At 63.9% G+C, this 22,047-nt stretch carries 17 protein-coding genes and 1 pseudogene; 13 read left to right on the forward strand and 5 right to left on the reverse strand.

Annotated elements, in window-relative coordinates; genetic code table 11:
• Positions 1-163: 163 nt before the first annotated feature.
• From argE to GU3_RS01045, 9 genes are all read left to right on the forward strand, one after another.
• Positions 164-1,315 carry an acetylornithine deacetylase gene (gene argE / locus GU3_RS01005; protein ID WP_014290691.1) on the forward strand — a complete coding sequence of 384 codons (1,152 nt, stop codon included), beginning with the start codon at positions 164-166 and terminating at the stop codon, positions 1,313-1,315.
• A 113-nt stretch (positions 1,316-1,428) separates the two neighbouring features.
• Positions 1,429-4,050 (forward strand): phosphoenolpyruvate carboxylase, encoded by a 2,622-nt coding sequence (ppc, locus tag GU3_RS01010; protein ID WP_014290692.1) that lies wholly within the window; start codon positions 1,429-1,431, stop codon positions 4,048-4,050.
• A gap of 219 nt (positions 4,051-4,269) precedes the next feature.
• Entirely contained in the window at positions 4,270-4,731 is a 462-nt protein-coding gene (gene ybaK / locus GU3_RS01015) for a Cys-tRNA(Pro) deacylase (RefSeq protein ID WP_014290693.1), read from the forward strand.
• A gap of 90 nt (positions 4,732-4,821) precedes the next feature.
• The gene (locus tag GU3_RS01020) at positions 4,822-6,081 is read left to right on the forward strand and encodes an imelysin family protein (RefSeq protein ID WP_014290694.1); all 1,260 of its coding nucleotides are present in this window, start codon (positions 4,822-4,824) and stop codon (positions 6,079-6,081) included.
• Between the two features lie 67 nt (positions 6,082-6,148).
• A complete protein-coding gene (locus GU3_RS01025; RefSeq protein ID WP_014290695.1) occupies positions 6,149-7,534 on the forward strand; it encodes a di-heme oxidoredictase family protein in 1,386 nt (461 codons plus the stop codon).
• On the forward strand, positions 7,531-8,529 hold the full coding sequence (locus GU3_RS01030) for an imelysin family protein (protein WP_014290696.1): 999 nt from the start codon (positions 7,531-7,533) through the stop codon (positions 8,527-8,529). Before GU3_RS01025 ends, GU3_RS01030 begins: the two co-directional genes overlap by 4 nt.
• The gene (locus GU3_RS01035) at positions 8,529-9,605 is read left to right on the forward strand and encodes a DUF1513 domain-containing protein (RefSeq protein WP_014290697.1); all 1,077 of its coding nucleotides are present in this window, start codon (positions 8,529-8,531) and stop codon (positions 9,603-9,605) included. The genes GU3_RS01030 and GU3_RS01035 overlap by 1 nt, the downstream gene beginning before the upstream one ends.
• 204 nt (positions 9,606-9,809) lie before the next feature.
• Positions 9,810-10,061, forward strand: coding sequence for a GlsB/YeaQ/YmgE family stress response membrane protein (locus GU3_RS01040; protein WP_014290698.1), 252 nt, complete (start codon positions 9,810-9,812; stop codon positions 10,059-10,061).
• 76 nt (positions 10,062-10,137) lie between these two features.
• Entirely contained in the window at positions 10,138-10,539 is a 402-nt protein-coding gene (locus GU3_RS01045; RefSeq protein WP_014290699.1) for an NUDIX hydrolase, read from the forward strand.
• Positions 10,540-10,584: 45 nt separating this feature from the next.
• On the opposite strand, the gene metL is transcribed toward GU3_RS01045, so the two are convergent.
• Together metL and metB are read right to left on the reverse strand one after the other, a co-directional pair.
• Positions 10,585-13,017 (reverse strand): bifunctional aspartate kinase/homoserine dehydrogenase II, encoded by a 2,433-nt coding sequence (gene metL, locus GU3_RS01050; RefSeq protein ID WP_014290700.1) that lies wholly within the window; start codon positions 13,015-13,017, stop codon positions 10,585-10,587.
• Positions 13,018-14,178, reverse strand: a complete 1,161-nt coding sequence (gene metB / locus GU3_RS01055) for a cystathionine gamma-synthase (RefSeq protein ID WP_014290701.1) — start codon at positions 14,176-14,178, stop codon at positions 13,018-13,020. It abuts the gene before it with no gap.
• A gap of 177 nt (positions 14,179-14,355) precedes the next feature.
• Between metB and metJ the strand changes: the two genes are divergently transcribed.
• The gene (gene metJ / locus GU3_RS01060; RefSeq protein ID WP_014290702.1) at positions 14,356-14,682 is read left to right on the forward strand and encodes a met regulon transcriptional regulator MetJ; all 327 of its coding nucleotides are present in this window, start codon (positions 14,356-14,358) and stop codon (positions 14,680-14,682) included.
• Between the two features lie 36 nt (positions 14,683-14,718).
• On the opposite strand, the gene cysQ is transcribed toward metJ, so the two are convergent.
• A complete protein-coding gene (gene cysQ, locus GU3_RS01065; protein WP_014290703.1) occupies positions 14,719-15,528 on the reverse strand; it encodes a 3'(2'),5'-bisphosphate nucleotidase CysQ in 810 nt (269 codons plus the stop codon).
• 2 nt (positions 15,529-15,530) lie between these two features.
• The gene (nudE, locus tag GU3_RS01070; protein ID WP_014290704.1) at positions 15,531-16,088 is read right to left on the reverse strand and encodes an ADP compounds hydrolase NudE; all 558 of its coding nucleotides are present in this window, start codon (positions 16,086-16,088) and stop codon (positions 15,531-15,533) included.
• 160 nt (positions 16,089-16,248) lie between these two features.
• On the opposite strand from nudE, the gene hslR reads away from it, so the two are divergent.
• The 3 genes and pseudogenes from hslR to pckA all read left to right on the forward strand — a co-directional run bounded on the left by hslR (position 16,249) and on the right by pckA (position 19,441).
• A complete protein-coding gene (gene hslR, locus GU3_RS01075) occupies positions 16,249-16,641 on the forward strand; it encodes a ribosome-associated heat shock protein Hsp15 (protein WP_014290705.1) in 393 nt (130 codons plus the stop codon).
• Between the two features lie 18 nt (positions 16,642-16,659).
• Complete coding sequence (gene hslO / locus GU3_RS01080; RefSeq protein WP_014290706.1) at positions 16,660-17,523, forward strand: Hsp33 family molecular chaperone HslO; 864 nt, start codon at positions 16,660-16,662, stop codon at positions 17,521-17,523.
• 305 nt (positions 17,524-17,828) lie between these two features.
• Positions 17,829-19,441: pseudogene (pckA, locus tag GU3_RS01085) on the forward strand (phosphoenolpyruvate carboxykinase (ATP)).
• Positions 19,442-19,501: 60 nt separating this feature from the next.
• On the opposite strand, the gene GU3_RS01090 reads toward pckA, so the two are convergent.
• Complete coding sequence (locus tag GU3_RS01090; RefSeq protein ID WP_014290709.1) at positions 19,502-22,006, reverse strand: bifunctional diguanylate cyclase/phosphodiesterase; 2,505 nt, start codon at positions 22,004-22,006, stop codon at positions 19,502-19,504.
• Between the last annotated feature and the right edge of the window lie 41 nt (positions 22,007-22,047).

A 22,047-nucleotide genomic window follows, 5' to 3' on the forward strand; every position in this document is an offset into this window, starting at 1 on the left:
GCAAATCGTCGGGCGGGCCGTGCCCGCCGGCGGGCGACAAGGAAAACACCTGCCCGCTTGCCGCCGCTGGTAACTGAATAATGACAGAGTGGCAGACTAGCAACAAAAACATATTTATGCAATTGTGTTGAATTTAAATTGGGATATTTTCAACGGAGGATCCATGACATCTCTCAATCTGCTGGACATGTACCGCGACATCATCGCCCTGCCTTCCATCAGCAGCACCGACAGCAGCTGGGATCAGAGCAACGAGCAGGTCATTCGCCTGCTGGCCGACTGGTTCAGCCAGCTCGGTTTTGCGGTGGAAGTGACCGAGCTGCCCGACCTGCCCGGCAAGTTCAACCTGCTGGCCACCAAAGGCGAAGGCGACGGCGGCCTGCTGCTGGCCGGCCACACCGACACCGTGCCCTTTGACCCGGGCCGCTGGAACAAGGACCCGTTCACCCTCACCGAAGAAGGCAACCGCCTCTACGGCCTGGGCACCATCGACATGAAGGGCTTCTTTGCCTTTATTGTGGAAGCGCTGAAAGACCTGGATCTGAGCAAACTCGACAAGCCCATTCGCATTCTCGCCACCGCCGACGAGGAGACCACCATGGCCGGGGCCCGGGCCATTGCCAGCGCCATGGCGATCAAGCCCGACTACGCGGTGATCGGCGAGCCCACCGGACTGGTGCCGGTGATGATGCACAAGGGCCACATGTCGGAAGCCATTCGCGTCACCGGCAAAAGCGGCCACAGCTCGGATCCCGCCAACGGCGTCAACGCCCTGGAGATCATGCAGCAGGTCATGGGCCGGCTGATCGATCTGCAGCGCCAGCTCAAGGAAAAATACGCCAACCCCCACTTCAAGGTGCCTCAGCCCACCCTTAACCTGGGCCATATTCACGGCGGCGACAGCCCCAACCGCATCTGTGCCTGCTGTGAGCTGCATTTTGACATGCGCCCCATTCCCGGCGTGGGCCCCGACGAACTGCTCGGCCTGCTGCACCATGCCCTGGCCCCCATCAAGGAGCAGTATCCCGGCGCCCTGGAGCTGACCCACCTGCACGAGCCCATTCCGCCCTACGGCACCGACCCGGACGCCGAGCTGGTGCGCGCCGCCGCCGAGCTCACCGGCAATCCGGCGGAAGCGGTGAACTACTGCACCGAAGCGCCCTTTATCAACCAGCTGGGCTGCCAGACCATAGTGCTGGGGCCGGGTCATATCGCCCAGGCCCACCAGCCCGACGAATACCTGGATCTGTCCTTCGTCAAACCCACGGTGGCGGTGTTGCAGCATCTGGTCAGCCGCTTCTGCTTAAGTAATTAAATTACGAAATGTGATGTCAATCCGGTGGAAGGATTGACCGTATTGGGGAAAGCTGGCTGAATGGAACAGGGAAACGTGACTGTTTTGTAATAAACAAACAAAAAGAGGCGAATATGGATAATCATGCGGCACTCAGGGCCAATGTCGGCCTGCTGGGGCAGTTGCTGGGCGATGCCATTCGGGATCATCACGGACAGGCCTTCCTCGACAAAATAGAAACCATTCGCCAGCTGGCCAAATCGGCCCGCCAGGGCAACGACGAAGATCAGCAGCGACTGCTGACCACCCTCAAGCAGCTGAGCGACGACGAACTGTTGCCGGTGGCCCGGGCCTTCAGTCAGTTTCTTAACCTGGCCAACGTGGCCGAGCAGTTCCATACCATTTCCCGGGGCTACCGTCAGGACGCCGGTCCCAGCCCCCTCGATCAGGTCTTTGAACGGCTCAGGACTGCCAACGTCGGCGAGGCCGCCATTCGCGAGGCGGTGGCCGCCCTCGACATCGATCTGGTGCTCACCGCCCACCCCACAGAGGTGACCCGCCGCACCTTTATTCACAAGCACGTGCAGCTCAACGACTGCCTGGCGGCGCTGGAACTGGAGCTGCCGGAGGAAGAAAAGGCCGGGCTGCTGGCCCGGGTGGATCAGCTGATCACCCAAGCCTGGCACAGCAACGAGATCCGCGCCCAGCGCCCCACGCCGGTGGATGAAGCCAAATGGGGCTTTGCGGTCATTGAAAACAGCCTCTGGCCCGCCCTGCCCCGGTTTCTGCGCCAGCTCGACCAGCGCCTGGAAAACGAGCTGGGCGAACGCCTGCCCCTGGACGCGGCGCCGGTGCGCTTTACCTCCTGGATGGGCGGCGACCGGGACGGCAACCCGTTCGTGACCGCCAAGGTCACCGAAGAAGTCCTGCTGCTGGGGCGCTGGATGGCCAGCTCGCTGTTCCTCGCCGACATTCAGGAGCTGGTCTCCGAGCTGTCCATGTCCGAGGCCAATACCGAACTGCGTGCCGCCAGTGGTGACAGCGACGAGCCCTACCGGGCGGTGCTGCGCGTGCTTCGGGAAGAACTGCGGGAAACCCTGCTGCACCTCAACGCCCGAGTACAGGGCCAGAAGACCGACGCCCGGGATCTGATCACTCAAACCGAGCAACTGCGCCAGCCCCTGGAGCTCTGTTACCGCTCGCTGCAGCAATGCGGCCTGGGCAAGATCGCCGACGGCCTGCTGCTGGACGTGATCCGCAAGGCGGCCTGTTTCGGCATTCACCTGCTCAAGCTCGACATTCGTCAGGACGGCGAGCGCCACACCCAGGCCCTGGCGGAAATCACCCGCTACCTGGGCCTGGGCGACTACGCCGAATGGAGCGAGGCCGACAAGCAGGCGTTTTTGCTCAACGAGCTCAACTCCCGCCGTCCGCTGCTGCCCCGCCAGTGGCAACCGAGTGCCGACACTCAGGAGGTGCTCGACACCTGCGGCGTGATTGCCCGTCACCCGCGGGATGCCTTTGGCATCTACATCATCTCCATGGCCGGCGAGCCGTCGGACGTGCTGGCGGTGCAACTGCTGCTGAAGGAATGCGGGGTGGATTTCCCGCTGCCGGTGGCCCCGCTGTTTGAAACCCTGGACGATCTCAACCAGGGCGCCGCGGTGATTGAGCGGCTGTATCAGCTGCCCTGGTACCGAGGCTATATGCAGGGCCGCCAGTACGTGATGATCGGTTACTCCGACTCCGCCAAGGACGCGGGCATGCTGGCCGCCGGCTGGGCCCAGTACAGCGCCATGGAAAAGCTGGTGGCCATCAGCGCACGGGAAAACGTCACCCTTACCCTGTTCCACGGTCGCGGCGGTAGCCTGGGCCGGGGCGGCGGTCCGGCCCGCCAGGCCATTCTGGCCCAGCCGCCGGGCTCCACCCTCGGCGGCCTGCGGGTGACCGAGCAGGGCGAGATGATCCGCTTCAAGTTCGGCCTGCCCCAAGTGGCCATCGACAGCCTGGCGCTCTATGCCAGCGCCGTGCTCGAGGCCAACCTGTTGCCGCCTCCCGAGCCCGAGCCCGAATGGCGCACGCTGATGAACTCCATGGCGGAGGTGTCCTGCGCCCATTACCGCAGCCTGATCCGCGGCGAGCCCGACTTTGTGCCCTACTTCCGCGCCGCCACCCCGGAGCTGGAGCTGGGCAAGCTGCCCCTGGGCTCCCGCCCGGCCAAGCGCAAGCCCGACGGCGGCGTGGAAAGCCTGCGCGCCATTCCCTGGATCTTCGCCTGGACCCAGAACCGGCTGATGCTGCCCGCCTGGCTGGGCGCCCACAAAGGGCTGGAACAGGTGATGGAAGACGGCCACGAGGCCACCCTGCGCGCCATGAACAAGGGCTGGCCCTTCTTCCGCGCCCGCCTCGACATGCTGGAAATGGTGTTCCTCAAGGCCGACCTGGGCTTGGCCGCCTATTACGACAGCGTGCTGGTGCCCGAAAAGCTCAAGCCCCTGGGCAAGCGGCTGCGGGACGAGCTGCGCGCCAGCACCGAGCTGGTGCTGCAGCTGAAGGAAAAATCGGAACTGTTGTCCAGCGAGCCCTGGATTCAGGAGTCCATCAAGCTGCGCAACCCCTACACGGATCCGCTCAACGTGCTGCAGGCCGAGCTGCTCAAGCGCTCCCGGGAGCAGGGGGACATTCACCCGGTGCTGGATCAGGCGCTAATGGTCACCATCGCCGGCATCGCCGCCGGTATGCGTAACACGGGGTAAACCAGTCGTACACGGTTGCCGCTGCGGCGGCAATATGCGGGCAGGCTGCCCGCGCTCCATCAACGAACCGGTGGAGCGCAGGCTGCCAGCCTGCATTAGTGCCGAAGGCGCTCAAAACCAGTATCAATGATTTTCCCAGTCCCACTCCCATGATTCCCCCTTTTCTCTCCTTCCCGTTCCCTGCATAATTTTTGCTTCATTTATTCACCGGACTGCGCCATGACCCCCGCCATTCTGTTTCTGGAAAAGCAACAGGCCACTTTTACCCTGTACCAGTACGAGTGCACGGCCCAGGACGACTTTGGCGCCCACGCCGCCGGCCAGCTGGGCGTGCCGCTGAACCGGGTATTCAAGACCCTGCTCACCGAAGGCGAGCAGGGTGCCGTGGTGGCGCTGGTGCCGTCCTCGGGCAAGGTCAACCTCAAACGGCTGGCCAAGGCCGCCGGGATGAAAAAACTGGAGATGATGCCGCCGCACAAGGCCGAGCGGCTCACCGGCTTCAAGGTGGGTGGCATCAGCCCCTTTGCCCAGAAAAAGCGCCTGCCTACCGTGATCGACGCCTCCGCCCACGATCACGACAGCGTGCTGGTCTCCGGCGGCAAGCGCGGTCTGTCGGTGGGGCTGGCGGCTCAGGACATCGAACGCCTGCTGAACGCCGTCAGTGCCCCCATTGCCGAATAAGTCCGCTCTGGGTCATTGTTTTCCTGTCCTTGCTGCCGTTAGAATCACAGTACCAATGTAAACGATTCTCAAATACATAAGGATAACCAGATGCCCTTCCGCAAACTCGCGCTGGCCGCCGCCATCGGTGGCCTGCTGAGCGCCTGCGCCCAGACCAGCACCCCTGCCGTGACCCAGGAGCAGGTGGTAACGCACTACACCGATATCGCCCTGGCCGTGTACAGCGACTCGCTCAGCACCGCCCAACAGCTGGACCAGGCCATTGTCGCCCTGCTGGCCACCCCGAGCGAGCAGACCCTGCATGCCGCCCGCACCGCCTGGCTGGCCGCCCGGGTGCCCTACCAGCAGTCGGAAGTATTCCGCTTCGGCAATGCCATCGTCGACGACTGGGAAGGTCAGCTCAACGCCTGGCCGCTGGACGAGGGCCTGATCGACTATGTGGCCCCCGGCTACCAGCATGAGCTGGGCAACCCCGGCGCCACCGCCAACCTCATTGCCAATACCAGGCTGCAGGTGGGTGGCGAACTGCTGGATGTCAGCAACATCACTCCCGAGCTGCTGGCCAGCCTGAATGAGCTGGCCGGCTCGGAAGCCAACGTGGCCTCCGGCTACCACGCCATTGAATTCCTGCTGTGGGGCCAGGATCTGAACGGCACCAACGCCGGTGCCGGTGAGCGTCCCTGGACCGACTTCGCCCTGGGGGCTGACTGCACCAACGGCCACTGTGACCGTCGCCGCGATTACCTGCAGGCCGCAAGCCGGCTGCTGATCAACGATCTGCAGTACATGGTGGACCAGTGGCAGCCGGGTCAGGACAACTACCGCGCCGAGCTCACCGCCCTGCCGGCGGAAGAAGGCCTGCGCCGCATGCTGTTCGGCATGGGCTCCCTGTCTCTGGGCGAGCTGGCCGGCGAGCGCATGAAGGTGGCGCTGGTGGCCAACTCGGTGGAAGACGAGCATGACTGCTTCTCCGACAACACCCACCATTCCCACTACTACAACGAGAAAGGCATCAGCAACCTGATGTTCGGCACCTATCAACGCGCCGACGGCAGCACCCTGCAGGGCCCCTCCCTGCTGCAACTGGTGGCCCAGCAGGATGACCAGGCCGCCGCCCAAATCGGCGATCAGTTCCGCACCAGTGAACAGGCGGTGTACCAGCTGGTGCAGTCCGCCGAGGTGGACCAGGTGCACTTCGATCAGCTGATCGCCGCCGATAACCCCGAAGGCAACCAGCTGGTGATGAATGCCATCAACGCCCTGGTGGAGCAAACCCGCGCCATTGAGCTGGCCGCCAATACCGTGGGCATCAGCAACCTGAACCCGGACACCGCCGATCACGAGTTCTGAGCCGGCGGCACTGACACAATAAAAACCAAGGGGCCGGCACTGCACGGCCCTTTACTCTGGAGTCCTTATGTCGTTTCGGCTCATCAGCCTGTTGCTGGGCGCGGCTTTTGCCCTGGGCGCCCAGGCCAATCCCGCCCGGCCCGGCGGCGATACCACCACCCCCAAAACCGGCGCCAACGCCTTTTCCATGCCCGCGGCCAACCTGGGCTTTGACAAGCGGCTCGACTTTTCGGTGGGCAACAGCTTTTTCCGCAATCCCTGGGTGGCGGCCCCGGCCACCACCGACGCCCGCGACGGCCTAGGCCCGCTGTTCAACACCAATGCCTGCCAGAGCTGCCATATCAAGGACGGCCGCGGCCATCCGCCCGCGGTTGACGGCGACAACGCGGTCAGCATGCTGGTGCGGCTGTCCATTCCCGCCGGCGAGAGCGAACGGCACCAAACCTACCTGCGCACCCTTGGGGTGGTACCCCACCCGGTGTACGGCGGCCAGTTGCAGGACATGGCCATTCCCGGCGCCGTGCCCGAAGGCCAGGTGAGGATTCGCTACACGCCCGAAACCCTGCGCTTTAATGACGGCAGTGCGGTGGAATTGCGCCGGCCCCATGTGGCCATCGGCCAGCCCGGCTACGGCGAACCCGGTCCGGATCTGTTAACGTCTGCCCGTATCGCGCCGCCCATGATTGGCCTGGGCCTGCTGGAAGCCATTCCCGAGTCGGCGCTGCTGTCGCGGGAAGACCCCCAGGATGAAAACCAGGACGGCATTCGCGGTCGCGCCAATCGGGTGTGGGACCACCACCTTGAGCAAACCGTGGTTGGCCGCTTTGGCTGGAAGGCGGGCCAGCCCAGCCTGCGCCAGCAAAACGCCCACGCCTTTGCCGGCGACATGGGGCTGGCCTCCGGCCTGGTACCTGCCGACGACTGCACTCCCACACAAGCGTGCGACCGCTACCCGGACGGCGGCCAGCCCGAGGTGAGCGACGACATCCTCGACGCGGTCACCTTCTACAGCCAGCACCTGGCGGTGCCCGCCCGGCGTCACCTGAACGACCCGCAAGTGCAAGCCGGCGAGCAGCTGTTCCTGGCCCTCGGCTGCGCCGGCTGCCATACGCCCTCTTACACCACCGGCGAACACGACAGTCCGGCCCTGAGCGGCCAGAACATCTACCCCTATACCGATCTGCTGCTGCACGACATGGGAGAAGGTCTCGCCGACAACCGCCCCGAATTTGCCGCCGGTGGCCGCGACTGGCGCACCCCGCCGCTGTGGGGCCTGGGTTATGCCAGCGAGGTGGCCGGCGAGCCGGCCCGCTATCTGCACGACGGCCGCGCCCGCACCCTCATGGAAGCCGTGCTCTGGCACGGTGGCGAGGCCGAGGCCGCCCGCAACCGGGTGCTGGCCGCCAGCGCCAAAGAACGTGACCAGCTCATCGCCTTTCTGGAGTCCCTATGACCTTTCGCCTGTTTTCCCTCGCCGCCCTGGGCCTGCTGACCGCCTGCCAGAGCCCGCCGCCGGCTGATCCGGCACTGAGTCGGCTCACCGCCGCCCACCTCGGCCTGATGCGCCAGCAGGCGGACGAACTGGCTCTGGCCCTGACCCGGCTGGACGAAACCGGTCGCGCCTATTGCGCCGGCGAACAGCCCCTGTCCGACGTGCAGCAACAGTGGCGCGACGCCTTTGCCGCTTGGACCGCCCACCAGGGCCAGAGCGGCGGCCCCCTGGACGCCGCCGGCCTGAGCTACGCCTTTCAGTTATGGCCCGACAAAAAAGACACCACCGGCCGCCAGCTGACCGGCCAGCTTGACCAGTCCGGTCCGATCAAGGGCGCCAGCGTCACCCTGGGGGCAGTGGAATACCTGCTGTATGAAGATCTGCCAACGCCCCAACGCTGCACCCTGCTGCCCAGGGTGAACGCGCAGCTGGTGCAACACGGCGAGCAACTGCAGCTGGCCTGGTACAACCCGTCCACCTATGAGCAACAGCTGGAGCAAATGGCCTTGCAGGGCGGTGAGCAGGTGCTGCTGGGGCAGATCCTCGGCCAGCTCGCCCACCGTTATGACCGTATCGAGAAAAAACTGGATTTGCCGCTCAACACCGTGGACCATCCCCGGCCGCTGTTTGCCGAGGCCTGGCGCAGCGGGCAGTCGCTGCATTTTATGCGCACCAGCCTGCGCAGCCTGGAGCGGGAATACCGGGAAGGCGGCATTCGCGCCTTTCTGCAGCAACGGGGAGAGACCGCCCTGACCGGTGAGCTGGACCAGGCCTTTGCCGACACGCTGGCGCACCTGCCCGAGGGCGATAGCTTGGCCCACTGGTTGCAGGGAGACAACTACGCCGCCCTGCTGCGCTTCAAGCTCTCCTTTGACCGCCTGGGCAGCCAGCTGAAGCTGCGCCTGCCCGACGCCCTGGGGCTGAGCCTGGGTTTTAACGCCACGGACGGCGACTGATGCACCGGCGGCAATTTTTAAAAGGGCTGTCCGCCGCCGGTGTGCTGTGCAGCCTGGGTCTGGCGGGCTGCGCCCTGCCCAACTCTCAACGTGGTTATCTGGTGGGCGGTGGCCGGCGCGACGGCGGCCGGCGTTATGTGGTGCAGGCCCTCAACCTGGACGGCAGCCTGCGCTATGCGCTGCCGCTGCCGGACCGGGGCCATGGCCTGGCGGCCCACCCCAGCCGGCCACTGGCGGTGTGCCATGCCCGCCGCCCCGGAAGTTACCTGGCGCTGTTCAATCATCAGCAGGGCCGGCTGCTACAGTTGCGCGAGGCCGATGCCGGGCGCCACTATTACGGCCACGGCGTGTTCAGCGCCGACGGCCGGCGGCTCTACACCACCGAAGGAGTGCGCGCCACCAGCGAGGGCATTATCGGGGTGTATGAACTGGAAGGGGAGCGGCTCGTTAAGGTGGACGAGTTCACCGGTTTTGGCCTGGGCCCTCATGAAATCCGCCGGCTGCCCGACGGCCACCTGGTGGTGGGGGTGGGGGGCGTGCATACCCAAGGGCGCACGCCGCTGAATCTCGACACCATGCAGCCCAGCCTGAGCTATCTCGATGCCAGCACCGGCGCCGTGCTGGAGCAACGCGGCCTGGCCGACCGGCATCTGTCCATCCGTCACCTGGCGGTCACCGCCGACGGTGAGGTGTTCACCGGCCAGCAGTATCGTGGCCGCCCCGATGACTCTCCGCCACTGATTGTGCGCCACCGCCGGGGCAGTGAACTGACTCCGCTCGGCGGCACGCCCCTGGACTGGGCCCGCTTCAACCATTACATCGCCAGCATCGCAGTCACCGACGATCACATTGCCGCCACCTCGCCGCCGGGCAACTGCTACGGCCTGTGGCACCGCCGCAGCGGCGAGCTTATTCGCATCGCGCCCCTGCCCGATGCGTCCGGCGCCTCGGCGGATGGAGGGCACATCTGGCTCGGCAGCGGGCTGGGCGGCATCAGCCGGCTGAATGAGCGGGGCGAGGAAAGCCGCTGGTATTCCCCCTGGCAATGGGACAATCACTGGACGCTGATCGGCTAGCCATAAGAAGAGAGACGAGAGACGAAAAATTGTCACTTTCGTGAAGAAACGTCATCAGCAAAGGCGGGGGCCATTTTATATGCTGCGCCCGACTCCTGGATTTCCGCCTTCGCGGAAATGACCAGGCATGAAAGACAAAGGCCGGCGGTGGGTTCCACTGGGCTATGCTTGAGTCAGGTCAAAAAATAACCAATGGAGTGCATCATGGGAATATTGAGCTGGATTATCTTCGGGCTGTTCGCCGGCTTTATGGCCCGCTGGATCATGCCCGGCCGGGACGGCGGCGGTTTGATTCTCACCACCCTGCTCGGCATTGCCGGCGCCTTTGTGGGCGGCTGGGTGGGCGTGCGGCTGGGGTTTGGTGATATCAGCGGCTTCAACCTGGGCAGCATGCTCACCGCCGTGATCGGCGCGCTGTTTTTGCTGTTTGTGTACCGCCTGATCAGCCGCTCCTGAATGCGCCATTAAATTCGCCAAAGCCATTCGGGCTTTGGCACAATACTCCCCTACTTCATTCAGCCAAGGACCCCTCATGAAGGCTCCCAAGGTCGGCGTTATCGCCGTGATCTGGCACCAGCAGCGAGTGCTACTGGTGAAACGCAAGCACGCCCCTCACGCCGGGCACTGGGGCTTTCCCGGTGGCAAGCTGGAATGGGGCGAAACCATGAGCGCGGGGGCCGCTCGGGAACTGCAGGAAGAAACCGGGGTAACCGCCCGCATGGACGCCCCCTTTGCCTGTTACGACGTACTGGCCGAGGACGCCGGCCAGCTGGCCCATCACTACGTGATGGTGGCGGTGCGCGGTCACTACCAAAGCGGTACTCCAGTCGCCAGCGACGACGCCGACGCCGTGGCCTGGTTCAGCCCCGAGGCCCTGCCCTCCCCCCTGTGCCCGGATCTGCAGGATATTATCGAACGCTCTCAGCGGAACTGACACCGGCCCCGACGTAAATCAGGCTCCCGCGGGAGCCTGATTCGGTTACAGCGCCGCCAGCAACTGCCACAGATCCGCCTGCACGGCGGCGGCAGTGACCTCCCGGCCGGCGCCGGGTCCCTGGATCACCATGGGGTTCTGGCGATAGTGGCGGGTTTCAATGGCAAACACATTGTCGCCCGGACGCAGGGGAACAAAGGGGTGGTTCAGCGGCACCACTTCCAGCCCCACGCTGGCCTCGCCGCTCTCGGCATTGAAACGGGCCACATGGCGCAGCACGCCGCCCTGCTCCTGCGCATCGGCCAGCCGTCCAGCCAGGGCGGCATCGAGCCGATGCAGGCGGTCCAGGGCCTCGCTTTTGCCGAGGCTGGCCATGTCGTCGGGTACCAGGCTGGCCACCGTCACCCGCTCCGGATCGAGATCAAAGCCGGCTTCCCGGGCCAGGATCACCAGCTTGCGCTTGACGTCCTGGCCGCTGAGATCGTCCCGGGGGTCCGGCTCGGTCAGGCCCTGCTGCCAGGCCTGCAGCACCAGCTCGGAAAACGGCTGGCTGCCGTCATAATGCTGGAACAGCCAGCTCAGGCTGCCGGAAAAGATACCGCTGATGGCCCGCACCGGCTCCCCCGACTGGCGCAACTGGTGCAGACTGCTCTGTACCGGCAGGCCGGCGCCCACGGTGGCGTTACTGAGAAACTTCACCCTGTGCTCGGCCAGCGTCTGCTTCAGTTGCAGGTAAAAAGGCTGGGCGCTGGCACCGGCATGCTTGTTGGCGGCGATCAGGTGAATGTGCTGCTGCACCAGGGCCGGATAATACTGCACCAGCTGCTCGGAGGCGGTGCAGTCCAGTGCCACCATGGTATCAAAGCCGTGCTCCTCCAGGTTTTCCAGCCAGTCGGGCCAGGCCAGGCGCTGGTGCTCAAAGTCATTGAGCACGCGATCCACCTCCAGCCCCTGGCTGGCGAGCATGGCCCCTTGCGAGTCAAACACCCCATACAGAGTCAGACGCACATTAAGCTCCTGCTCCAGCCGGGCTTTTTGCTCCTTGTACAGCCGCAGCCAGGCCTGGCCGATGTTGCCCCGACCAAACAGCAGCACGCCCACCCGCCGGGGGCGGCTGAACAGGCTCTGGTGCAACCGCAGCAACAGCGGGTCCAGGGTGGTCTTGCGCACCACACCCACCAGGCTGAGGCCGTTTTGCGCCGGCTGAATAAACTCCAGCGGTTGCTCATTGAGGGCATGATAAAACTGCAGGCACTGCTCGGCCTGGACGGTGACGTTCTTGCCCACCAGCGCCACCAGGGAGAAGCCTTCCCGCTGCTGCAGGCCTTCAAAGCCACCGGCGGGCTGATGATCCCTGAGCTGCAAAAACGCCTGTTCGGCCTGCTCCCGGGTATAGGCAATCTGCCACAGCTTGCGCTCGGGCCGGCGCTTGCAGGCCAATGGCGCCAGCTCCCGCCGGGCAAGCCAGTCGGTAAGGGCATCCACCCGCTCCTGATAACGGTCGGGAATGGTCATTTCCACCAGCACGGTGTCGTCCACCGCGGTGACAATGCGCGCGCCCTGCTCCCGCCGCGACCGGCGCTCGATACGGGTATGGCCGTCGTCCGGGTGGTAACTGCAGCGCAGCATCAACTGCTGGCGACTGGCGGCCACCGGCCCCAGGGTGCGGCTGTGCAGCACCGGCGATCCCAGCCGGGCCAGCTCGGCGGCCTCGGGCAGCGCCAGCCGGGTCAGCAGCCGGGCCTCGGGAATACGCCGCGGATCGGCACTGAACACCCCGGGCACATCGCTCCAGATGGTGGTGTGGGAGCTGTCGGCCAGGGCCGCCAGCAGGGTGGCACTGAAGTCGGAGCCGTTACGCCCCAGCAGCCGGGTATTGCCGTCGTCGTCGGCGGCGATAAAGCCGGTCACCACCAGTATTTGCTGCCCCTGCCTGGCCAGAATATCGGCCAGCAACCGGCGCGACTGCTCTTCCTGCACCCGCACCGGGGCACCGGACACCCGCAGAAAACGGCGCGCATCCAGACTGGCGGCAGACAGCCCCTGGCTGCACAGCACCTGCGCCAGCAGCCGGGATGACCAGACTTCGCCGAACGACTGAATAAAGCTGCGCTGATGGTCGTCAAGCCGGCTCTGCTCCAGCACTCGGGCAATGGTGGCAATGTCCTGGTCCAGTGCCGCCAGCAGGGGTGGGGTTTCGGTGGCGGGCAGCGCGCTTTCAATCAGGTTGCGCTGAAAGGCGTGCAGCCCCGCCAGCGCTTCGCCCGCGGCGGTATCGCCACTGGCGAACAGGCTGAGCAGCTCAATCAGCCGGTTGGTGGTCTTGCCCGGGGCCGACACCACGATCAGGGCGTCGGGCTGCTGCAGCCGGTGAATAATGCCGGCAACCCGGTGAAAACAGGCGGCATCGGCCAGGCTGCTGCCGCCAAACTTGTGCACCGGTCGCTGGGCGCCGGCCTCGGGCTCGAGAGTGGTCATTTACTTGCTGAGTACCTTGAATGCGTTTTCCAGATCGTGGATCAGATCGCCACTGTCCTCAATGCCCACCGATACCCGCAACAGCTGCGGGCTGATGCCGGCCTCGGCCAGGGCTTGCGGGCTCATGGCGGCATGGGTCATGGTGGCCGGGTGGGCGATCAGGCTTTCCACCCCGCCCAGGGATTCGGCCAGGGAGAACAGTTGCAGCTGCTGCAAAAAGGCCTTGAGGCCGGCTTCGTCTGCATCCAGCTCAAAGCTGAGCATGGCGCCAAAGCCGCTTTGCTGGCGGGCGGCAATGGCGTGGCCCGGGTTGCCCGGCAGGCTGGGATGATAGACCGCTTTCACCTTCGGCTGGCTTTGCAAAAAGGCCACCAGCGCCTCGGCGTTTTCACAGTGCTGACGCATGCGCACCCCCAGGGTACGCAGGCCGCGCAGGGTGAGGTAGTTGTCAAAGGCGGAGCCGGTCAGCCCCAGGCAGTTGGCCCACCAGCGCAGCTGCTCAGCCAGATCCGGATCCGCCGCCACCACGGCGCCACCCAGGGCGTCGGAGTGGCCGTTGATGTACTTGGTGGTGGAGTGCAGCACCAGATCGGCGCCCAGGGCCAGGGGCTGTTGCAGCGCCGGCGACAAAAAGGTGTTGTCCACCACGCTGAGGGCACCCACTTCCCGGGCGGCGCGGCACAGCGCCTGAATGTCCACCACCCGCAGCAACGGGTTGGACGGGGTTTCAATCCACAGCATGCGCGGCTGGCGGGCCATGACCGCCGCCAGGGCCTCGGCGTCGGTCTGATCCACATAAGCCAGCTCAAACAGGCCCTTGGCGGCCAGGGAGTTGAACAGCCGCTGGCTGCCGCCGTAGCAGTCGTGGGGCACCACCAGCAGATCGCCGGGTTGCAGCTGGGAGGTCACGATCAAATTGATGGCGCCCAGGCCGCTGGCGGTCACCGCCGCGCCAGCGCCGCCTTCCAGGTGGGTCAGGGCGTCGAGCAAGGTCTGGCGGGTAGGGTTGCCGGAGCGGGCGTAGTCGAACTGGCGCTTCTGATTAAAGTCGGCAAAGGTGTAGGTGCTGCTCAGATAGATGGGCGGCACCACGGCGCCGTGCTGAGTGTCGCTCTCAAGGCCGGTACGAACGGCATAAGTCTGAGTCTTGTAGTCTGGCATGTCCTTCTCCTTTGCGCACGGCAGCCTGAAACGGGAAAATTTCGCGTAGCGCACAGTACCCCAGCAGGAAAAAGCCGTCAAGCCATCCGGACATCCATAAGGCTTTGCCGTTGGATTGCCAACACAAAATGCAGGGGTTACAATCCGCCGGAACCAATTCCCGAACGCAGGTGGACGATGAAAACTGAATGGAACGGCGACTATATCAGCCCTTACGCCGAGCACGGCAAGAAAAGCGAGCAGGTCAAAAAGATCACCGTTTCCATCCCGCTCAAGGTGCTCAAGGTGCTCACCGACGAGCGCACCCGCCGCCAGGTCAACAACCTGCGTCATGCCACCAACAGCGAGCTGCTGTGCGAGGCCTTTCTGCACGCCTACACCGGACAGCCCCTGCCCCAGGACGAGGATCTGCGCAAAGATGTGCCCGATCAGATCCCCGCTCACGCCCGAGAGATCATGACGGCGCTGGGCATCGAGATTGAGGATTTCGGGCAGGATGACTGAACGGAACAGGGGCGGCCATGGCCGCCCCTGTTGCATTTAGACCTTCGCTTGCAGAATGTCCTGCCAGGGCAGGTTTTCATCTCCCAGAGTAATAAAGTTGGGGTTGATCAGGCTGTCGCGCTCGTTGTAGCTGAGCCGCCCCAGTCCCAAATCCAGAATACGGCCCCCCGCCTCTTCCACGATGCACTGGGTGGCGCCGGTGTCCCACTCGCCGGTGGGGCCGATGCGCATGTACAGATCCGCCTGTCCTTCCGCCACCAGGCACGACTTGAGCGAGCTGGAGCCCAGCGGCAGCAGGCGGTAGTCCAGATCGTCGGTGAGCCGGGAGCGCACCCAGTCCACGTTCTGCCGCCGGCTGATGGCAATGCGCAGGCTGCGAACCGGCTGGTGGTAATGGCGGGCACGTATGGGGGTGGTCTCGCCGTTGGCTTCCTTGAAGGCACCGTGACCGCGCACCGCGTAATACATCAGATCGTGCACCGGGCCGTACACCACCCCCAGCACCGGCCGGCCGTGCTCGATCAGCGCAATCATGGTGGAAAAGTCGCCACTGCCGGCAATAAACTCCTGGGTGCCGTCCAGCGGGTCCACCAGCCAGTAGCGGGACCAGGCGCGGCGCTCGGCCAGCGGAATGTCGCCGCCCTCTTCCGACAGCACCGGAATATCCGCCAGGGCGCGCAGGGCCCGATCAAGGTAGGCGTGGGCCGCCAGATCGGCGCTGGTGACCGGGCTGTCGTCGTCTTTGCTTTGGGCCTGATAGCGACCGCTGTTGTAGAGCGACAGGATCAATTGGCCGGATTCACGGGCTGCCGCCTTTACCCCCGGCAGCAGGGCACAGGTATCCATGCTTATTCCTCTTTGTTGAGCCAGTCCTGCAACAAAAACAGACCACAAATGCTGCGGGCTTCGGAAAAATCGGGCCGGGCAATCAGCTCGTCCAGCCGGGCCAGGGGCCAGGGCACCACTTCCAGCGGCTCCGGCTCGTCCCCTTCCCGCTGTTCCGGATACAAGTTCCGTGCCAGCAAAATATCCATGCGGCTGCCAAAATAACCGGGTGCCAGGCTCACCTGCTTGAGCGGAATCAGTTCCCGGGCACCGTAACCCACTTCTTCCATCAGCTCCCGGTTGCCCGCCTCAAGGGGGGTTTCCCCCGGATCGATCAGCCCCTTGGGAAAACCGAGTTCATAGCTGTGGGTGCCGGCGGAGTATTCCCGGATCAGCAACAGGGTGTCGTCGTCGAGCATGGGCACCAGCATCACGGCCCCGCGGCTGCCCCCGCGCATTCTTTCATAGATACGTTCGACACCGTTACTGAAACGAAGGTGCACCGATTCCACCCGGAACAGGCGGCTTTCCGCCACCAGCTCGGTATGCAGTATTTTGGGTTTCTGTTTGTTTCCGGTCATGGCCATCCCGTGTTTTGACTCGCCCTTCCATGAGGTTATCGCAACTGGCGGCCAACGTCTGCCGCAGAATGGCCACAAAGCGTGATTTGCCGCGCCCTTTATACGCCGGTGCGGACCATCTGGTATAATCGGGGTCCCGGTTTTGACGAGAGCGAGTACCATGAACGGAAAAACGGATTCCGTACGGCTGGACAAATGGCTGTGGGCCGCCCGCTTTTACAAGACCCGCAGCCTGGCCCGGGAAATGATCGACGGCGGCAAGGTGCACTACAACGGCCAGCGCACCAAACCCGGTAAGGTGGTGGAAACCGGTGCCCTGGTTCGCCTGTGGCAGGGCCACGACGAACGGGAAGTGGTGGTGCAGGCCCTGTCCGACAAGCGCGGCAAGGCCGAAGCGGCGCAACAGCTATACCAGGAAACACAGGACAGCATTGAACGACGGGAACGCAACGCCCAGGCGCGCAAACTCAACAGCCAGTTTGCCCCCAGCCCCGAGCGGCGGCCCGACAAGAAAGAAAGACGTACCCTGCTTCGCATCAAGCAGGGCAACTGAGCCGAGACAGGACCCATTATGAACAAACCCGATCAACTTCACCGTTATCTGTTCGACCATTACCAGGTTCGCGGCGAGCTGGTACAGCTGCAGCACAGCTTTCAGCAGGTGCTTGAAGGTCAGCCCTATCCGCTGCCGGTGCAACGGCTGCTGGGCGAGCTGCTCACCGCCACCAGCCTGCTCACCGCCACCCTCAAGTTCGAAGGTCACATCACGGTACAACTGCAGGGCGACGGCCCGGTCAGCCTGGCGGTGATCAACGGCGATCACAATCAGCAACTGCGTGGCGTGGCCCGCTGGCAGGGGCAGGTTCCCGACAGCACCCGGCTGGCCGACCTGGTGGGCAAGGGCTATATCGCCATTACCATTACCCCCGACGACGGCGAACGTTACCAGGGCGTGGTGGAGTTGCATGAAAGCTCCCTCGCCGCCAGCCTGGAAAACTACTTCGCCCAGTCGGAGCAGCTGGCCACCCGTATCTGGCTGTTTACCGGCCTGCAGGGCGCCACCCCGGCCGCCGCCGGCATGCTGCTGCAGGCCCTGCCCAGTGAGGAAGAGGGCCAGCAGGACGACTTCGCCCATCTGGAAGCCCTGACCGATACCGTCAAGGCCGAAGAGCTGCTGCAACTGGATGCCCAGGAAGTGCTGTACCGGCTTTACAACCAGGAAGCGGTGCGGGTGTTCGATCCGCAAGCCGTCAGCTTCAAGTGCACCTGCTCCAAGGAAAAGTGCGAGCAGGCGCTGCTGCAGGTAGGCCAGCAGGAAGCCATGGAAATCATTCAGGAGCAGGGCAAGATCGAGATGCACTGCGACTACTGCGGCCATCACTACCGCTTTGACGGCAGCGACGTGCAGAGCCTGTTCGAGCAGACCCTGCACTGAGCAGAGAAGGTCAGCGCTCAGTCCCGGGGCGGCCTCACCGGCCCGGGTTTATTTTTTAACGTTTCCCTTACTCACACCGCCCAACTTGCCCTGTTTGTTCATTAATAATCAAAATAAAAGCACAGCACATTAACAGTACAGCAGCATAAAAAACGCCATTTTCACCAACATTCTCTTAATTCGTGTCGCAAAATTATAAATTTTGAAGCAGATCCCCTAATTGATATTTAAATCTTGATATCCTCAGGTTTCAAAAAATTCAAATAACCAAGCAAACCCCTCTGTACCAAATCCAGGAGTGAACAATGACGCCCAAGGCGCAACAACTAGGCTTGTCCCGCTACGGTATTACCGACGTCACCGAAGTGCTTTACAACCCTTCCTACGATCTGCTGTTTGAAGAAGAAACCCGTGCCGATCTGGAAGGCTTCGAGAAGGGCGTGGTCACCAGCCTGGGCGCCGTGGCCGTGGATACCGGTATCTTTACCGGCCGCTCCCCCAAAGACAAATACATAGTGCGCGACGACGTGACCCGCGACACCGTGTGGTGGGCCGATCAGGGCAAGAACGACAACAAGCCCATGAGCCAGGACACCTGGGAACAGCTCAAGGGCCTGGTCACCCAACAGCTGTCCGGCAAGCGCCTGTTTGTGGTGGACACCTTCTGTGGCGCCAACGCCGACACTCGCCTGGCGGTGCGCTTCATCACCGAGGTGGCCTGGCAGGCGCACTCGTGAAGAACATGTTCATTCGTCCGAGCGATGCCGAGCTGGAAAACTTCGAGCCCGATTTCGTGGTGATGAACGGTGCCAAATGCACCAACCCCAACTGGCAGGAGCAGGGCCTGAACAGCGAGAACTTCGTGGCCTTCAACCTGACCGAGCGGGTACAGCTGATCGGCGGTACCTGGTACGGCGGCGAAATGAAAAAGGGCATGTTCTCCATGATGAACTACCTGCTGCCGCTGAAGGGCATTGCCTCCATGCACTGCTCCGCCAACGTGGGCCAGGACGGCGACGTGGCCGTTTTCTTCGGCCTGTCCGGCACCGGCAAAACCACCCTGTCTACCGATCCCAACCGCCAGCTGATCGGCGACGACGAGCATGGCTGGGACGACGACGGCGTGTTCAACTTTGAAGGCGGCTGCTATGCCAAGACCATCAAGCTGAGCCAGGAAAACGAGCCGGAAATCTACGCCGCCATTCGCCGCGACGCCCTGCTGGAAAACGTCACCGTGCGGGAAGACGGCACCGTCGACTTTGACGATGGCTCCAAGACCGAGAACACCCGGGTGTCCTACCCCATCCACCACATCGACAACATCGTCAAGCCGGTGTCCAAGGCCGGTCACGCCAAGAAGGTGATCTTCCTCACCGCCGACGCCTTTGGCGTGCTGCCGCCGGTGGCCAAGCTGACCCGGGATCAGGCCCAGTATCACTTCCTGTCGGGCTTTACCGCCAAGCTGGCCGGTACCGAGCGGGGCATCACCGAGCCCACCCCGACCTTCTCCAGCTGCTTTGGTGCGGCCTTCCTGAGCCTGCACCCGACCCAGTATGCCGACGTGCTGGCCAAGCGCATGGACGCCGTGGGTGCCGAAGCCTACCTGGTGAACACCGGCTGGAACGGCACCGGCAAGCGGATTTCCATCAAGGCGACCCGTGCCATCATCAACGCCATCCTCGACGGCTCCATCGAGAACAGCGACTTCGTTACCCTGCCCTATTTCAACGTGGCCATTCCCACCGAACTGCAGGGCGTGGAAGACGCGTCCATCCTGGATCCGCGCAACACCTATGCCGACGCCGATCACTGGGATACCAAGGCCCAGGATCTGGCCCAGCGCTTTGTGAACAACTTCGAGAAGTTCACCGACACCAAGGAAGGGCAGGCCCTGGTGGCCGCCGGCCCGCAGCTGTAAGCTCGGCTCAATACAGCCCATAAAAAACCCCGGCTTCGGCCGGGGTTTTTCGTTTGGGCATTACTGTAACGGCAACTGCTGGTTCCATTCACTCAGCCAGCCGGCAATGGCCTCCGCCGGCATCGGATGGGAGATGCCGTAACCCTGCACATAATGGCAGCCCAGCTGCTGCAGCCGCTCGCCCAGCTCAGGCGCCTCCATGCCCTCCGCGACCACCACCATGCTCAGCGCCGCCGCCAGCTGCACCACCCCTTCCACCATGCTGACATCGGTGGGGCTGGTCAGCAGATCGGTAATAAAGCGCCGGTCGATCTTGATGATATCCACCGGCAGGCTGTTGAGGTGCACCAGAGAGGCATACCCGGCACCGAAATTGTCGAGAGAAATGGTCAGCCCCAGCCGGCGACAATGCTCCAGCACGCCGGCCACCCGCTTGATGTCGCCGCTGACCGCCGTTTCCTGAAACTCCAGCTCCAGCCGCTCCGGCGCCACCGCCGGATAGAGGCCCAGCAGGTATTGCAGGTTGCTGTAAAAGTCGTCGTGCAGCAGCTGGCCGGCGCTCACATTAAAGCTGGCATGATAGTTCTGGCCGCTTTCCAGCCAGACGGTCATCTGCTGCAACAGCCGCCGAATCACCCACTGGCCCAGCTCAAACTCCATGTCGCTGTCGAGCACCGCAGGCAGAAACTCCGCCGGTGTGAGCATGCCCTTTTGCGGGTGCTGCCAGCGTAACAGGGCTTCCACCCCCATCATGCGCCGGCTGAACAGGTCGATTTTAGGCTGGTAATGCAGCAGAAACTCGTCGTTGGCCAGGGCCCGGTGCAGCTCTTCATAGAGCCGGTGGCGCTCCTGATCCTGCGCATGCAGGCCGGGTTCAAAAAACACATGGCGGCGCTTGCCCTGCTTTTTGGCCTCGTACATGGCCTTGTCGGCATAACGCAGCAGGGTCTGGCCATCCTTGCTGTCTTGCGGATACACCGCCACCCCGATGCTCGCCGACACCCGCGCCTGGTGCCCGTCCAGCCTTACCGGGGCATCAATGGCGGCCAGCACCCGGTCCAGGATTTCGGTGCATTCCAGCGGCTGGTGCAGCCCGGTGATCATCAGCGCAAACTCGTCGCCCCCCAGCCGGGCCACCACGTCGCAGCTGCGGATCACCAGCGCCATGCGCCGGCCCATTTCCACCAGCAGCCGATCACCGGCGGCATGCCCCAGGGAATCGTTGACCTGCTTGAAGCCGTCCAGATCCAGGTAGCACACCGCCAGCATGGTGCCGTCCCGGGTCGCGGTGGCCATGGCCCGCTCCAGCAGCTCGCTGAACAGCTGGCGGTTGGGAATGCGGGTCAGGGAATCATACAAGGCGCGCTGGCGCAGCTCGGCCTCGTGCCGTTTGATATGGCTGATATCGGTCAGAATAATGGCATGGTGCTGTACTCGGCCGCGCTCGTCGCGGATCACCGACACCGACAACAGCAAGGCGCAGCGGCTGCCATTGCGCCGTCGAATGGTGCACTCACCCTGCCAGTGCGCCGGGCTGTGCAGATCCGCCGGCAGGGTTGGCCCCTCCTGGCTGTCGGTATCATGCTCAAACAGGGTCGCGGCACGCCCTATCATGTCCTCGGGCTGGTAGCCGGTAATACGGGTAAACGACGGATTGATGTGGATCACGCTGTTGTTGGCATCAGTCAGCACTATGCCGTCGTAGCTGGCCTCAAACACACTGGCTGCCAGCCGCTGCTGGGTTTCCAGGGCGCGTTGCTCGGTGATGTCGTGCCCCACGCAGATCATGTCGCCGTTGGGCAGCATGATATTGGCCCACAGGGTGGTCAGCCGGCGGCCGTTGCGATCAGCCGGATGCCATTCGCGAAACTCTGACCCCTTCAGCTCCCGGAAGGTGGCAATCACGCCGCTGCGCTCTTCGGGATCCGGGTAAAACAGTTCTATGGGCGCCGGGTGCTGTTTTAGCTCCTCGAAGCGCCAGCCAAACACCCGCTCGCATTCATCATTCCACAGAATGCAGCGCCCCTCGGTATTAAAGCCGTTGATCAGTATGGGCACGTGCATAAACAGCGTCTTCAGCCGGCTGAGCAGGCGCCCGGACGACTCATCCAGCTGCAGCTGGCGCGCATCCAGCTCGGTTTCCCGCCACAGCAGGGCGCCGTGGCGGGCCAGGATGTCGAGCCGTTGCCGGCCCGAGTCGGTCAGGGCGGCGGGCGCCCCGGCAAACTCCAGCAGCAGCAGGCCGCGCTGAGTGCCCCGCGCCACCGGCACCGCCATAAAAGCGGCCTGACTGTCGAGCTGCAACTCGGGGCCGGTGAGCCCGCAGTAAAACCGCCGTTGCCGCCACACGGCCAGGTAATGGCACTCGCGCCAGCCCCGCAGGCGGCGCCCCAGCACCCGGCTGACACCGCCGCCCCCGTGGTGAAAAAAGACGAAACAGGCCCGCTCTGCGCCGGCGGCGGCGGCGGTCTGCTCACAGAGCTGACGCCACTCCCGAACCTGCTCATCGAGCACCTCGGCTGCCTTGCCTGCGCGGTTATCGTCCTGATGGTTCTGCGCTCGCATCTTGCTGCTGATCCTGATGATTCGCTCTGTCGAAGCGGCTG

Source organism: Oceanimonas sp. GK1 (assembly GCF_000243075.1).
Taxonomy (GTDB): Bacteria; Pseudomonadota; Gammaproteobacteria; order Enterobacterales; family Aeromonadaceae; genus Oceanimonas.

Excerpts from the sequence above, each read along its gene's own strand:
- argE (WP_014290691.1), top strand. The coding sequence starts at position 164 with ATGACATCTCTCAATCTGCTGGACATGTACCGCGACATCATCGCCCTG.
- ppc (WP_014290692.1), top strand. The coding sequence starts at position 1,429 with ATGGATAATCATGCGGCACTCAGGGCCAATGTCGGCCTGCTGGGGCAG.
- ybaK (WP_014290693.1), top strand. The coding sequence starts at position 4,270 with ATGACCCCCGCCATTCTGTTTCTGGAAAAGCAACAGGCCACTTTTACC.
- GU3_RS01020 (WP_014290694.1), top strand. The coding sequence starts at position 4,822 with ATGCCCTTCCGCAAACTCGCGCTGGCCGCCGCCATCGGTGGCCTGCTG.
- GU3_RS01025 (WP_014290695.1), top strand. The coding sequence starts at position 6,149 with ATGTCGTTTCGGCTCATCAGCCTGTTGCTGGGCGCGGCTTTTGCCCTG.
- GU3_RS01030 (WP_014290696.1), top strand. The coding sequence starts at position 7,531 with ATGACCTTTCGCCTGTTTTCCCTCGCCGCCCTGGGCCTGCTGACCGCC.
- GU3_RS01035 (WP_014290697.1), top strand. The coding sequence starts at position 8,529 with ATGCACCGGCGGCAATTTTTAAAAGGGCTGTCCGCCGCCGGTGTGCTG.
- GU3_RS01040 (WP_014290698.1), top strand. The coding sequence starts at position 9,810 with ATGGGAATATTGAGCTGGATTATCTTCGGGCTGTTCGCCGGCTTTATG.
- GU3_RS01045 (WP_014290699.1), top strand. The coding sequence starts at position 10,138 with ATGAAGGCTCCCAAGGTCGGCGTTATCGCCGTGATCTGGCACCAGCAG.
- metL (WP_014290700.1), bottom strand. The coding sequence starts at position 13,017 with ATGACCACTCTCGAGCCCGAGGCCGGCGCCCAGCGACCGGTGCACAAG.
- metB (WP_014290701.1), bottom strand. The coding sequence starts at position 14,178 with ATGCCAGACTACAAGACTCAGACTTATGCCGTTCGTACCGGCCTTGAG.
- metJ (WP_014290702.1), top strand. The coding sequence starts at position 14,356 with ATGAAAACTGAATGGAACGGCGACTATATCAGCCCTTACGCCGAGCAC.
- cysQ (WP_014290703.1), bottom strand. The coding sequence starts at position 15,528 with ATGGATACCTGTGCCCTGCTGCCGGGGGTAAAGGCGGCAGCCCGTGAA.
- nudE (WP_014290704.1), bottom strand. The coding sequence starts at position 16,088 with ATGACCGGAAACAAACAGAAACCCAAAATACTGCATACCGAGCTGGTG.
- hslR (WP_014290705.1), top strand. The coding sequence starts at position 16,249 with ATGAACGGAAAAACGGATTCCGTACGGCTGGACAAATGGCTGTGGGCC.
- hslO (WP_014290706.1), top strand. The coding sequence starts at position 16,660 with ATGAACAAACCCGATCAACTTCACCGTTATCTGTTCGACCATTACCAG.
- GU3_RS01090 (WP_014290709.1), bottom strand. The coding sequence starts at position 22,006 with ATGCGAGCGCAGAACCATCAGGACGATAACCGCGCAGGCAAGGCAGCC.